At 40.1% G+C, this 13724-nt stretch carries 11 protein-coding genes; 6 read left to right on the top strand and 5 right to left on the bottom strand.

The features are described 5' to 3' along the window. Positions 1-6: 6 nt before the first annotated feature. From WNY98_RS04725 to WNY98_RS04715, 3 genes are read right to left on the bottom strand one after another with little or no spacing between them, the layout of a single operon-like run. Positions 7-225, bottom strand: a complete 219-nt coding sequence (locus tag WNY98_RS04725; protein WP_024600489.1) for a DUF6500 family protein — start codon at positions 223-225, stop codon at positions 7-9. Positions 226-262: 37 nt separating this feature from the next. After that, positions 263-520, bottom strand: a complete 258-nt coding sequence (locus WNY98_RS04720; RefSeq protein ID WP_024591905.1) for a hypothetical protein — start codon at positions 518-520, stop codon at positions 263-265. A 59-nt stretch (positions 521-579) separates the two neighbouring features. Next, positions 580-834, bottom strand: a complete 255-nt coding sequence (locus tag WNY98_RS04715) for a hypothetical protein (protein WP_170071295.1) — start codon at positions 832-834, stop codon at positions 580-582. Between the two features lie 347 nt (positions 835-1181). Between WNY98_RS04715 and WNY98_RS04710 the strand changes: the two genes are divergently transcribed. Then, the gene (locus WNY98_RS04710; RefSeq protein ID WP_024600492.1) at positions 1182-1607 is read left to right on the top strand and encodes a hemerythrin domain-containing protein; all 426 of its coding nucleotides are present in this window, start codon (positions 1182-1184) and stop codon (positions 1605-1607) included. A 124-nt stretch (positions 1608-1731) separates the two neighbouring features. On the opposite strand, the gene WNY98_RS04705 is transcribed toward WNY98_RS04710, so the two are convergent. Together WNY98_RS04705 and WNY98_RS04700 are read right to left on the bottom strand one after the other, a co-directional pair. Then, positions 1732-4248 (bottom strand): plasma-membrane proton-efflux P-type ATPase, encoded by a 2517-nt coding sequence (locus tag WNY98_RS04705; RefSeq protein ID WP_342877272.1) that lies wholly within the window; start codon positions 4246-4248, stop codon positions 1732-1734. 287 nt (positions 4249-4535) lie between these two features. Continuing rightward, a complete protein-coding gene (locus tag WNY98_RS04700) occupies positions 4536-4949 on the bottom strand; it encodes a hypothetical protein (protein ID WP_007581772.1) in 414 nt (137 codons plus the stop codon). A gap of 348 nt (positions 4950-5297) precedes the next feature. Between WNY98_RS04700 and WNY98_RS04695 the strand changes: the two genes are divergently transcribed. The 5 genes from WNY98_RS04695 to WNY98_RS04675 are packed head-to-tail and all read left to right on the top strand — an operon-like array spanning position 5298 to position 13724. Beyond that, the gene (locus WNY98_RS04695) at positions 5298-7658 is read left to right on the top strand and encodes a TonB-dependent receptor (RefSeq protein WP_024600495.1); all 2361 of its coding nucleotides are present in this window, start codon (positions 5298-5300) and stop codon (positions 7656-7658) included. A 19-nt stretch (positions 7659-7677) separates the two neighbouring features. Further along, positions 7678-9831 (top strand): bifunctional TVP38/TMEM64 family protein/FAD-dependent oxidoreductase, encoded by a 2154-nt coding sequence (locus tag WNY98_RS04690; protein ID WP_197184811.1) that lies wholly within the window; start codon positions 7678-7680, stop codon positions 9829-9831. Positions 9832-9833: 2 nt separating this feature from the next. Beyond that, positions 9834-10652, top strand: coding sequence for a DUF547 domain-containing protein (locus WNY98_RS04685; protein ID WP_342877271.1), 819 nt, complete (start codon positions 9834-9836; stop codon positions 10650-10652). Further along, positions 10639-11973 (top strand): ABC transporter substrate-binding protein, encoded by a 1335-nt coding sequence (locus WNY98_RS04680; protein ID WP_342877270.1) that lies wholly within the window; start codon positions 10639-10641, stop codon positions 11971-11973. Before WNY98_RS04685 ends, WNY98_RS04680 begins: the two co-directional genes overlap by 14 nt. Next, positions 11970-13724: an ABC transporter permease subunit gene (locus WNY98_RS04675; protein WP_182733348.1), complete on the top strand. Its 1755-nt coding sequence runs from the start codon at positions 11970-11972 to the stop codon at positions 13722-13724. The genes WNY98_RS04680 and WNY98_RS04675 overlap by 4 nt, the downstream gene beginning before the upstream one ends.

Raw genomic sequence — 13724 nt, 5'->3', positions numbered from 1 at the left:
ACTTGACTAAAGTTCGTCTAAAACCATTTGTTTAATTTTATGTGCTTTTACAAAATGATCTAATTTATGGGTGTGTATCCACCAAGTAGCAGCTTCCATAAGTAGCTCTGGATCGTCGTTTTTATTGGCAAAAAATGCATAAAAAGAAAGCCCTACATTTTCTCCTTTAACTGCTATTTTTTTATCGCATACGGTAATTATTTTTGCTCTTAGTTCTTCCCTCATACATACCTTATTTAGTTATATTTTTACTGTATATGTACTATTGAAATACACCATTTAAAAAGCTAACGATTAGCTGTAAAAGGCTTCTATCAACCAAGCCATGATTCTCAAGCTCTTTATTAGGCGTATTTACTTTTGCAGCTTTACATTCATTATCTAATGTTTCATTTTTACGTGTATCGGTTTCGTATGCAATATCTGCTTGTTCCATACATTTTGCCGAGCCTGCGTAAGGCTGTGCCGCACAAGCGCTTAGTAATAAAAAAAGTGGAATTACTATCAATAATTGCTTCATAACTAATCCTATTTTTACGCAACTTATTTAATTTAAATCACAGCTGCAAGTTAGCCTATTTACTTTTCTACCACCATTACAAAAAATTCAAAAAAGAACGTACCGATGGCATCAAAAAAAGTGTCATTTTTATCATCCTTTTTAATTTGTGCGCTAATGCATTGATTATAAACTTCTGAGCTTGTTTGAGCGCCATTTCGATCAACCATTTCAGCCTCTTCAATGCATAAGTTAGGGTCAGAACGCGAGGTTGTACTACACGCACTTAGTAAAGCGCACAGCAATAATGCGGCGATGGGGCTTTTTATGTTCATCCTTAAACTATCCTATTCAGTTAACGTGCTACCTGCATTTATACCGATTGGTATTATATGTGGGAGTAATACATATAGGTTGTACCTAAATAATGTTGCTACTTTATCACTGCAATAAAATAAACAACCAGTAAATATTTGTAAGGTTCTGTAGGGATTTATACTCCCTTTATAATTTAACTATGTAAAAACCTGAAATTATTGCATTCATATCACTGTAAAATTTACAGTGATATGAGCATAAAAATAAAAAATAAAAATAAAAGCAATAAAATACATCAACTTAATATTTGGCATTTAGTTTGCACATTAGTGATATAAGCAAATAAATTGTAAAAGGATTAGTTATGAATATTTTTGAAGCACTACGTCACGATCATGACAAACAACGAGAATTAGTAGATGCGCTTATTCAAACGCACGGCGAAACAGAGCAGCGCCACACGCTAATGGACGAGCTAAAAACAGAACTAGAACAACACGCAAAATTTGAAGAACGTTACTTTTACAACCCACTTATGTTTGATGACTTAACTCATGAAAAAGCGCGCCACAGCGTAGCTGAACATCACGAAATTGATGAATTAATTGAACAACTTGAAGATACCGAAATGAGCTCGTCTGCATGGTTAGTTGCAGCTAAAAAGCTGCACCATTTGGTACATCATCACTTAAGCGAAGAAGAACACGAAGTATTTCAATTGGCTGGTAAAGCACTAACCGAAGGGCAAAAACAAAGCTTAGCAAAGCAATATAACGATGCAATGCACTAAATAATTTTTATTTGTGAGTAACTCTATTCACAAATAATTGAACCACCTTATATACACTCCCTTGTGTACTATTGGTTATAAGCCACTTGGCTTATAACCATTTTTTCATTTTTAAGCCTATGCGTTAACTCTTCTCTAGCAAGGGTGCTTCTGTTGGATCAAAAATTCGATAAGCCACTAGCTTCAAACCATCGTTAATAAAAAACCACACCAAAGCATATGCCCACACGGCAAGTGCCCACCCCCATCCTAGTGGGGTCATAAACACACCATAAACAGCAATAAGTGTTGCTATAACTTGCGTGCCAAATACGGCGACCATTAATATAGTAGACGGTTTAATAGACCAAAATGGACCTCGGGTACGCGCTAAAAATATAGTCAAATGCCCTGCTACAGAAAGTAATAAGTACATTAATGTTTGAAGATGAGGACGGTCGAGTTCAAATACTTTATCGCCCAAGTAAAATAAACCAAAGGCTGCGATTGGCCCTACAATTCCCAGCACAGATGCAATACCTAAAACGAGCCGCATATTCCATGTTTCGGGCTTATTTTGATAATGCACATTGTCGTATGCAATAGACAAAATGGCGGCATCGTTAAGTAAAGCAAGCATTACAATCATGACGGCTGTTAACGGATAAAAGTTAAAAATTAATATCGCCATTGTCATAAAAAGTAATACGCGTAGTGTTTCAGCAACCCTGTAAATAGCGTAACTGTTCATGCGTTGAAATATTTTTCGGCTTTCTTTAACTGCATCAATAATGACCGATAAGCCATCGGTCATTAACACAATTGAGGCTGCTGAACGCGCGGCATCGGTAGCACCCGATACAGCAATACCACAGTCAGCTTTTTTAAGTGCTGGCGCGTCATTTACGCCATCTCCTGTCATACCAACAATGTGCCCTCTATGCTGAAGCACATCAATAATATGGTATTTATGTTCAGGGAATACTTGTGCGAATCCGTCAGCGCTCTCGATCGAGTCATCTAACTGCGTTGTTTGGTGATGCTCCGTTGCACCAAATCCACTAGCATCAAGAATGTTTGTTCCTAAACCCAGTTTACTTGCCGTTTCGCGCGCAATGGCCACTTGGTCGCCCGTGACCATTTTAACGTTCATACCCATTTCTTTTGCATCGGCAATGGTTTGTATTGCCTCTTCACGCGGTGGATCAAAAAGCGGCAATACACCTATAAATTGCCAATTACCTTGCTCGTCTGTTTTAGCAACCGCTAAAGAGCGAAACCCACGTGCTGCAAATTCATCTATTGACGCCTCAACTTGAGTTTTAACTGCCTCAATATTAGCCGACAAGGCTAAAATAACTTGTGGTGCACCTTTGGTTACTTTAAACGTTTTACCATCAGCATTTTTAATTGACGCTTCAGTACGTTTGCTCACGGGATCAAATGGCTGAAAATGTTCTATATGGTAAGAATCTAGATTTTGATCGGCTTTAACACTTTGTAATACTGCTAAGTCAATCGGATCGTTATTTTCTAAGCGAGATGCTAATGCGGCGTTCAATATAACGTCATCGCAGGTTACTTCATTAAGTGCATTATCAACACAAAGTGGGTCACCTAACGTTAATAAATTTTGCGTGAGTGTGCCTGTTTTATCAGAGCACAAAATATCAACACCCGCTAGCTCTTCAATTGCAGCTAAACGTGTTACAACCACTTGCTTTTTAGCCAATAAACGAGCGCCTACAGCCATAGTAACTGATAGTACTGTTGGCATGGCGACTGGTATTGCCGCAACGGTTAGTACGAGTGCAAACTGTAATGTGGTGATCATTGGATCATCGCGAAACAAAGCAACAATAACTATAAGCAGTACTAAAGCCGCAGCAAGCATTATTAAATAATTACCAATTTTAAGCACTGCTCGCTGAAAATGACTTGCGGTTCGCTCCCCTTGTACTAACTGTGCTGTTTTACCAAAAAAGGTATTAGCACCGGTTGCGTATACTATTGCCTCTATTTCACCTTGGCGGATAATAGATCCCGAATAAACAGTCTCACCCGCCGACTTTACAACCGGTAACGACTCCCCCGTAAGTGATGACTGGTCCACTTCTACTGTATCACCATCTAGCAAACGCGCATCTGCAGGCACTATATCGCCCATCCGCATTCTAATAACATCACCTGGTACAAGTTCGCTGGCATTTAAGTTTTGCCATTGTGTATCGCGGCGAACGCGTGCTTTGTTAGCTAATTTTGCTTTTAATGCAGCAATTGCATTACCCGCTTGGTGTTCTTCCCAAAAGCCGACCAATACGTTGGACAACAATAATACAAGAATAATGAAAAAATCGGCCCAGTGTTTAGCAAGTGCCGATAAAACAATAGCGGCCTCGATCATCCACGGTATTGGCCCCCAAAAGTAAGATAAAAACTTGAGTAATAAATTTGGTTTTTCTTCAACTAGTTCGTTAGGTCCATATTGTGCCAATCTTTGTGTGGCATCAGCTTGGCTTAACCCGTCGGATGATGTTTTTAGCTTTGCTTGTAATTGTACTAAATTAAGCTTGCTCCATTCATCGCAATTTTGATTGAGTGAAGACTTGTTCTCTGAACGATTTGATGACTGATGCGCCGACGAAATTTTAACCTTTTCCATACGAGCCTTCTACACAACATTGAGTTGAATAACTTGAGGTAATTAAAACCTACTAACCGTATAGCTAACATAAACTAAAGCTGTCGATATTGTTCTTACAAATATATTAACTTTGATCTAGCGCAATATTTAGGATGAAATAATATAAAAAGGATTATTTTTAGAAGATGACAAAGAGGTTGGATTGTTAGAAGAAGTGCTCAAAGGCTATACATTAGGCTGAAATAGCAAGCAACTCAGCCCAATGTATTTTTAGCTACAACCTTAAGGGTATAACTATTGTTTTATTACTTTACAGTAAATTTTACGTCTTGGTCGCGTAATAAGTAAAGTGCAAAACACGCAGCCCACATTGGCCATGCAGTGAAAAATAATAAGTTGTTAAAGCCATCTATATACTGGTTATAAGAAGAAAGCGTTGATAAGCCATGCATTACAAAAATGATACCGTAAGTTATGCGCTTTTTAATACCCGCTAAAAATGCTAATACTAATACAAGTTGAAGAGCACCAATTACATAAGCAACTATGTCAGATGAGCCACTAATACCGTAAAAATGTTCGAAAATACGTGCGCTATGACCAGGATTTACGAATTTATCGAACGTCCACATAACCATTACAATAAACACGCCTAAACGCAAAGATAAAAGTGACCATTGCAAGCGGTTTTGCACATCAGAACTCATTGAACCTGTCATAAAATTTCCTTAAATGAATATTAATAAACGTTGAAGTAACCTAGACCGTATAAATTATTTTTTATTTCAAAAAATAGTAATTATTTTTATTAACGATCTGTTTTAACTCTTTATTGATAAAACTTAAACAGTGCCGTACATGCTTTATAAAAGTATACTATGCTTAAAAACATGTTAAAAAGCAGTTATTTACATAAACCATTAAATTTAAGCACTTAAGTACTACTTTAAAATACTTGCTTAGGCTTATGTTCTAAAAAACAAAAAGAAACACAATTTAACTGAAAGTTATTTTTATAGCCTTCGGTCTTTATCGCCAACAACATTTTAACCGTAGAGAGAAAACGTTTGAAACACGCATATTTAGCACTTTCCCTAGCCACAATATTAAATACACCACTTAATGCTTTTGCAGCCGAAGAATCAAAAACAACAAAAGGTGGCACAATTGAGCGTATTGAAGTGGCAGGCCAAGTTATTAAATCTCAAGGGCTTTCGGTTAAGGATGCAACAGTAGATGGGCCTTTTGGTGATAATTTAGCACTACAAGATATAGCCCGCTCTGTAACGCCTATTTCAAGCGAATTAATAGAACAACTTAATATTACGAGCCTACAAGACGTACTCGCAGTAAGCCCTAATACCTATTCAGCCAGTGGTTTTGGCGCACCAAGTTTACCTACTATTCGCGGGCAGCTGGGTGAGCTTTTTCAAGATGGTACACGTCGTCAAGCAGGTAATAATGGCTTTGGTGTGCCGTTATCGTTCAACTCTATAGAACAGATAGATGTAGTAAAAGGCGCGCCACCGGTATTATTTGGCTCAAGCCAACGCAATGGTGGTTTTGTAAACTTACATTCTAAAAAAGCATCTACGGATGAAAGCAAAGGCAAAGCAACTGTATCTGCAGGTCGATGGGATCAATACAGTGTTTTAGTTGATTACAGTGCACCCATTGTAAAAGATAAAGTAGGTTTTAGAGTAAGCGCTGAACATATTGATAACGGCAGTTACTACGATTTTTCGGGAACTAAAAGCGACAGCTTATTTGCATCATTGCGTGTATTACCCGATGACAAAAGCAGCTGGGATATTAACTTTGAATTATACCAAGTTGAATTTACCGATAACGCCGGTATTAACCGCCCTACTCAAGCGCTAATAGATAACGGCCTTTATATTACCGGTCAAGGCGTGCAAGCAAACGGCAGTACCGTACCAGCAGCAGGTTCAATTATTTCACCTACTGGACAAGTTAAAATTGATCGCAGCACAGTACTTACCGACCCTGATAATCAAAACGAAGCTACTACCTATTTACTACACAGTATTTATAAGCGTGAACTTTCTAGCAATGCATCAATAAAAAACATTACGTATTTTCAGCACTTACAACGTGAAGAAATTGCACAAAACAGCTTTGTGGAAATTATAGATGGTGCAGACACGGCGCAAAACCGTACCGAGCTTACCTATCTTTGGAATAGCGACCAGCAAACAATTTTTGCATTTGATGTGCGTTATAACCGCGTATTAGGCTACAGCCAATTTACAACAGAAGCAGACTTGCCTATTGACTTAACAGGCCCACTTTCAAACCGCCGTATACCTTTAACAAGTGAACAACAAGCGCGTTTAATTGAAATTAGCCCAGGTGTATTTGTATCCCCAGGTGGTCAGTACGATATTAATAACGATGGTAGCGGCGACTTTAACCTATCAGACACGACCGATTCGCGTTCATGGCAAACAGGTTTTGCTATTCAACAAGACTCAGATTGGACTGATAAGTTTCATACAAGTGTTGGATACCGCATTGATTTTTATGACGTAGACGCGCACGACCCAATAGCGCCAGAGGGTGAAATTGCAGCTCGTGATAGCATTAATGATAAGCTACATTCGGGGCAAATAAGCTTTAACTACCGATTGAATGGTGATTACACCACTTATGGTGCAGCAAGTTACAACGAAGCCACATCAAATAGCATGGCTGGCGGCACGTCTCTTGGTGGCGACAACACAATTAGCGCACAAAACTTTTCAACCGAAAATACCTTAGTTGAATTTGGTTTAAAATACGCACCAACTAACAGCGATTGGTACGCCGATGGAGCCGTATTTAGCCAACGTCGTAGTTTACGTAATCGTGATGGTAGTAACACTGGCATTCGTACTACCGGCTTTGAAAGCCAAGTATTTTATGACGCCTACCCTTATTGGCTAAGTGCTGGCTACAGCTATATTGACGCTCGCTACGATAATTCTGCAAGTAGTCAAGATTCGGCTCAAGTAGCTGATGCATTTGACAACTCACGTCCAGATATTATTGAAGGTACCAGTGTTGGCGCACCTAGCTTTACCGCTTTTGCACCTTCAAACACCCGTGTGCAGGGCATCCCTGAGCAGTCTTTCAGCTTTAACGGAAATTATTCAATTAATTCGAAATGGCAAACGGGTTTTTCAGGTCTATATACAAAGAGTTACCCATTAGACTTTTTGGCGACGGTAAAAATTCGTGATCAGTACACACTAAACGTAAATACTAGCTATGCTTTTACGCCTAGTACCAAGTTACGATTAGATGTGAACAACGTAACGAATCAAAAAAACTGGCGCCCAGTATTTGAAGGCGGTTACTTTGGCGCAACATTGGCATTTCCTGAATTGCCAATAAACGCAAAATTAACACTAACCCATAATTTTTAAGAGCGGTTTGAGAGAGAACATGATTAAAAAAATATTTTTATTATTGATTGCAGCGGCCGCCGTCGGCCTGTTCTTTCATTTTGACTTACACCAACTACTTACGCTTGATGGCTTAAAAGGGTCGATGGATCAGTTTAACCAATACAAAGAGCAGTCACCGCTATTAGTTATTGGTGGATTCTTTTTATTGTATGTAGTTGTAACAGCTCTCTCGTTACCGGGCGCAGCTATTTTAACACTTGCAGCAGGTGCATTGTTTGGTTTAGTTGAAGGCTTATTGGTTGCATCTTTTGCATCAACTATTGGCGCAACACTTGCCTTTTTAGTATCGCGTTACTTACTACGCGACACTATTAAACAACGCTTTCCTGAGCGCTTAGCTGCAATTGATGCAGGCGTTGAAAAAGAAGGTGGATTTTACTTATTTACTCTTCGTTTAGTGCCGGTGTTTCCGTTCTTTTTAATAAACCTATTAATGGGTGTTACTTCAATAAAGTCATGGACTTATTACTGGGTAAGCCAAGCAGGTATGCTCGCCGGTACATTTGTATTTGTTAACGCAGGTACGCAACTGGCGCAAATAGAGAGCTTATCTGGAATTTTATCATTCAACTTAATCTTATCATTCGCTTTATTGGGCATTTTCCCATTCATTGCTAAAGGAATCTTAAACGTGTTTAAAAAACGTCGCGTATACAAAAACTACACTAAGCCTAAAAAATTCGACCGTAACATGATTGTTATTGGTGCAGGCGCAGGTGGTTTGGTAACAAGTTATATTGCTGCTGCTGTTAAAGCAAAAGTAACCCTTATTGAAGCGGGCGAAATGGGCGGCGACTGTTTAAACTACGGTTGTGTTCCAAGTAAAGCAGTTATTAAAAGCGCTAAAATTGCAGAGCAAATTCGCCACGGTGAAAACTACGGCCTAGAAAACGCAACACCGCAGTTTTCGTTCAAAAAAGTAATGGCACGTGTACACAAAGTAATTGCAGATGTAGCACCACACGACAGTGTTGAGCGCTACACCGACTTAGGCGTAGATGTTGTAAAAGGTTACGGTAAATTAATCGACCCGTGGACTGTAGAAATTAAACTTAACGACGGTGGCACGCAAACACTCACCGCTCGTACTATTGTGATTGCGACTGGCGCACGCCCATTTGTACCGCCACTACCTGGTATTGAAGAAACAGGCTATGTAACAAGCGATACATTGTGGAATAAATTTGCAGAGCTGGATGAGGCACCTAAAAAATTGGTAGTACTAGGTGGCGGTCCAATTGGTAGCGAATTAGCACAAAGCTTTGCACGCTTAGGTTCAAGTGTTACGCAAATTGAAATGAGCGAACGCATCATGATCAAAGAAGACCTTGAAGTGTCTACTTTTGCTCATGAAGCGTTAACCGAAAGTGGCGTTAATATTTTAACATCGCACCAAGCACTTCGCTGTGAAACGCGCGATGGTAAAAAATATATTGTTGTTAAGCATGACGACAAAGAAATAGATATTGAATATGACGAGCTATTATGTGCCGTTGGTAGAAGTGCGCGCCTTAAAGGTTATGGCCTTGAAGAGCTGGGCATAGAAACAAACCGTACTGTTGTAACTAACGAATACTTGGAAACGCTATACCCAAATATTTTTGCAGCAGGCGATATTGTAGGTCCATACCAGTTTACACATGTGGCAGCCCACCAGGGTTGGTATGCAGCGGTAAATGGCTTATTTGGTAACCTTAAAAAGTTTAAAGTAGATTACCGTGTTATTCCGTGGACTACGTTTATTGACCCAGAAGTTGCACGTGTTGGCTTAAACGAGCAAGACGCAAAAGACAAAGGCATAGATTACGAAATTACTCGCTTTGAATTTGAAGAGCTAGACCGCGCAATTACCGACAGCGCTACAAAAGGCTTTATTAAAGTGATTACACCCAAAGGCAAAGACAAAATACTCGGTGTTACCGTGGTGTCTGAACACGCTGGCGATTTGATTGCTGAGTTTGTACTGGCAATGAAACACGGCTTAGGCCTTAATAAAATACTCGGTACTATACACAGCTATCCTACTTGGGCTGAAGGTAATAAGTACGCAGCAGGCGAGTGGAAACGCGCTCATGCACCTGAAAAAGTGCTTAACTTGCTTGAAAAATACCATACTTGGCGTCGAGGTTAATTATGTTTAAAACACCTCTAAAAGCATTACTACTTGGTTCGGTTTTAGTTATAACATCGTTTACAACGTCATTTTCGGCCCAAGCCCAAAATATGCACGATAGCTGGAATGCATTGTTAAATAAGCATGTTGTCGCTACTAACCATAATCACAGTACTGAGGTTGATTACGCTGCCATAAAACGTGAGCATGCACAGCTAAAAACGTATTTAGATTCGTTAACGGCTGTAACGCAAAGCGAATTTGACGCATGGGAAAAGCCTAAGCAACTCGCTTTTTTAATCAATGCTTATAATGCGTGGACTGTTGAACTTATATTGACAAAGTACCCAGATCTTAAATCAATTAAAGACTTAGGGAGCTTTTTTAGCTCACCATGGAGTAAAGAGTTTGTGCCATTACTTGGCAAAACTCGCAGCCTTGATGATATTGAGCATGGTTTAATACGTGGTAGCGGTAAATACAACGACCCACGCATTCACTTTGCGGTAAATTGCGCGAGTATTGGTTGTCCAGCGCTTCGAGAAGAAGCGTATACAGCCACTGATTTAGAAAGCCAATTGCAAGAGCAAACGGTGCGCTTTTTATCAGATATGACACGTAATATGGCTCAAGAAAATACGCTAAGCGTGTCTTCAATATTTAAGTGGTACGGCGATGACTTTGAAAAAGGCTTTAGAGGTGCAAACACGCTACAGCAGTTTTTCTTGCAGTATCCTGATGCCCTTAAACTGATACCCGCTCAGCAAAAAGCACTTAAGAATGATGACATGAAAGTTAAATTTTTAGACTACAACTGGGATTTAAATGTTCGCCATTAAGTTTTGGCAAACACTGACGCGATACAGCTTTTGCTGTGTCGCGTTTTGCGTTTGTGCAATCGTAAATTTAGCTGTTTTTTCGAGCACTGCGTTTGCTAATCCCGTTATTAACTCAAATAGTAAAAGTAATTTAGTAATTAACACACAACAGGGATCTCGCTGGCAACAAGTTCAAACACTTGGTCGCAATCAAGATGTATACTTTTATGCATGGGGCGGCGACGCGCAAATAAATGCCTATATTCAATGGGCAGCGCAGCAAGTTAAAACTAAGTACAACATTAACCTAGTGCATGTAAAATTAAGCGATACCAGCGAAGCAGTAAGCCGTGTACTTGCCGAAAAATCAGCAAACAATAACAACCAAGGCAGCGTAGATTTAATGTGGATCAACGGGGCTAACTTTGCCACCATGAGTGAGCACTCTCTGCTTTTAAAAGAATGGGCTAATAAACTCCCCTACTTTGCATTAACCGATCCGGCTAACAACCCTGCTGTAACCTTTGACTTTGGTTTACCTACCAATGGTATGGAGGCTCCATGGGGGCAAGCGTCACTTACATTTTATTACGACAGCATTGCAATAAATGGTAAGGCAAACAATAAATTGCCTACGACATTAAACGAATTATTAAACTGGAGCGCGCAAAACCCTGGTCGCTTTAGTTACCCAAAGCCGCCTGACTTTTTAGGTATGAGCTTTTTAAAATACGCCTTAGTTTTACTGCATCAGCAAAGCAGCGAAAATATTAAAGCGCAGCTAAACCAACCAGCTACAACTAAAAATACAGCGCAAGTGTTAAACCCACTGTGGGACTTTTTAGATAAATTACACCCAACTCTTTGGCGTGGTGGCACTCATTTTATGCAAAGTGGTGCTCAAATGCGCCGCTTAGTAGACGATACAGAGTTGAGTTTAGCCTTTACTTTTTCAGCACCAGAAGTACCGGCTGCTGTAAAACGCTATGATTTACCAAACAGCATTCGCAGCTATGCAATGAGTGATGGCAGTTTAAGTAATACCCATTTCGTGGCAATCCCTTACAATGCAAGCCACCAGCAAAGTGCGCAATTAGTGGCTGATTTTTTACTCAGCCCAGAGGCGCAAGCTGAAAAACAAAAAGCGCATATATGGGGTGATAAAAGCGTACTTATTCAATCAACGTTAACGCCTGATCAGCAAGCCTTATTTAAAACAGCTAAACCGCATCCAAGTGCACTGCCTTTAAACAGTATTAAACGCACATTGAGCGAACCTCATCCAAGCTGGGTAAACGCCATTATGCAAGGTTGGCAAACCCGTTATGGAGTAAGCCAATGAGCGTTATTTCAAAAAGTGTACCAGTAAATACCAAAGCAACAACGCAGTGCAGCACCGATATGTTTACGCGCATTGTAAAATTTAGCCCGCGATTTTTACTCGCTTTACTTATATTACCCGTACTTGGTGGCTTAATTAGCGTATTGCTGCCAGCCTTTGGTTATGCGCCCGTACTTGAGCAAACAACGTTTAGCTTGCAAGGTTTTAATGCCCTTTGGCAAACACCTGGCCTTACCCAAATGGTTACTCTAAGCGTTGCAACAGGCTTAATAAGTACTTTGCTTGCATTTATCATTACCTTAATGATTTTAGCTGCGTTTTTTAACAGCCCGTGGCTTAACCGAATTCAGCGTTTATTGAGCCCTATATTAGTTATACCTCATGCCGCCGCCGCTATTGCGGTGGGGTTTTTAATTGCCCCTTCAGGTATGATTTCACGCTTAGCGTCGCCTTGGTTAAGCGGCTGGGAACTTGCGCCAAACGGCATGTTTCCGCATGATTCATTCGGTATTAGTATTATTTTAGGCTTAACACTAAAAGAGCTTCCCTTTTTATTATTAATGGCACTGGGCGTACTTGCTCAACCTGAGCTTGGCAAAAAATTACGCCAACAACATAAGGTTGCGCTTAACTTGGGTTATTGCCCAATGACGGCCTTTTTTAAAGTAATACTGCCAAGTCTTTATCCGCTGCTGCGTTTACCCCTTTTAGCCGTGCTTGCCTATGCAAGTGCCAGTGTAGAAATGCCACTCATTTTAGGCCCAAATACACCACCCACGTTGGCCGTTGCAATAATGCATTGGTTTAACGATGTTGATTTAAACCTGCGCATTAAAGCCTCAGCAGGTGCTTTATTACAACTGGCTGTTACAGGCGGGTTGTTAGCCCTTTGGCTTGCCGGAGAAAAAGCCATAAAAGTATTATTTAGCGACTCGCTCACTAATGGGGTGCGTGAATACGGCGGATTTTATTGGCAAAAAATAACGGTCGTACTCACCGCATTAGTAATTAGCTTTATACTATTGTCGCTTATTGGTTTAGTTATGTGGTCGGTTGCAGGTTTTTGGCGCTTTCCAGATGCAATGCCTGAACAATTTACACTACTGCATTTTAAAAGTGCGCTAATGCAAATGGGCAGCCCGCTTTTTAATACGCTAGCAATCGGTTTAGTAACCACGCTATTTGCCATTATTCTTACTTTATTGTGTTTAGAATCAGAGCAGTTGAGTGACAAACCTATTTCTCGTTTTACCAGTTTAATTATTTACTTACCGTTATTAGTGCCCAGTATTGCCTTTTTATTTGGGCTAGTATGGATACAACAATTGGTAAATAACCAAGCCGCATTTTTTAATGTAGTACTTACGCATTTACTATTTGTGTTGCCTTATGTGTTTTTGTCACTTGCGAGCAGCTATAGACGTTTAGACCCTCGTTTTGCTCATGTTGCAGCAAGCTTAGGCGCAGCGCCATGTAAGGTGTTTTTTAAAGTAAAACTACCTCAGTTGTTTGCCCCTATTTTAATTGCAGCCGCACTGGGCTTAGCTATTAGTTTTGGACAATACCTCCCCACGCTTTTAGCTGGCGGCGGGCGTATAGCCACAATAACAACCGAAGCCGTTACGCTTGCCAATGGCGCAAGCAGACGCACCAGTGCCGTGTACGCTATTATGCAAATGGTGTTACCGCTTATTGGATTTATACTGGCATGGGGTTTACCTAAATATTTTTTCAAAAGTGCACGTGTTTAA

The sequence above is a fragment of the Pseudoalteromonas sp. AS71 genome (assembly GCF_038900275.1).
Taxonomy (GTDB): Bacteria; Pseudomonadota; Gammaproteobacteria; order Enterobacterales; family Alteromonadaceae; genus Pseudoalteromonas.
The sequence above is the reverse complement of the archived record's forward strand: the minus strand, read 5'-3'. Positions and strand labels throughout refer to the sequence as shown.

Coding starts and splice junctions, on each gene's coding strand:
- WNY98_RS04725 (WP_024600489.1), bottom strand. CDS start 225: ATGAGGGAAGAACTAAGAGCAAAAATAATTACCGTATGCGATAAAAAA.
- WNY98_RS04720 (WP_024591905.1), bottom strand. CDS start 520: ATGAAGCAATTATTGATAGTAATTCCACTTTTTTTATTACTAAGCGCT.
- WNY98_RS04715 (WP_170071295.1), bottom strand. CDS start 834: ATGAACATAAAAAGCCCCATCGCCGCATTATTGCTGTGCGCTTTACTA.
- WNY98_RS04710 (WP_024600492.1), top strand. CDS start 1,182: ATGAATATTTTTGAAGCACTACGTCACGATCATGACAAACAACGAGAA.
- WNY98_RS04705 (WP_342877272.1), bottom strand. CDS start 4,248: ATGGAAAAGGTTAAAATTTCGTCGGCGCATCAGTCATCAAATCGTTCA.
- WNY98_RS04700 (WP_007581772.1), bottom strand. CDS start 4,949: ATGACAGGTTCAATGAGTTCTGATGTGCAAAACCGCTTGCAATGGTCA.
- WNY98_RS04690 (WP_197184811.1), top strand. CDS start 7,678: ATGATTAAAAAAATATTTTTATTATTGATTGCAGCGGCCGCCGTCGGC.
- WNY98_RS04685 (WP_342877271.1), top strand. CDS start 9,834: ATGTTTAAAACACCTCTAAAAGCATTACTACTTGGTTCGGTTTTAGTT.
- WNY98_RS04680 (WP_342877270.1), top strand. CDS start 10,639: ATGTTCGCCATTAAGTTTTGGCAAACACTGACGCGATACAGCTTTTGC.
- WNY98_RS04675 (WP_182733348.1), top strand. CDS start 11,970: ATGAGCGTTATTTCAAAAAGTGTACCAGTAAATACCAAAGCAACAACG.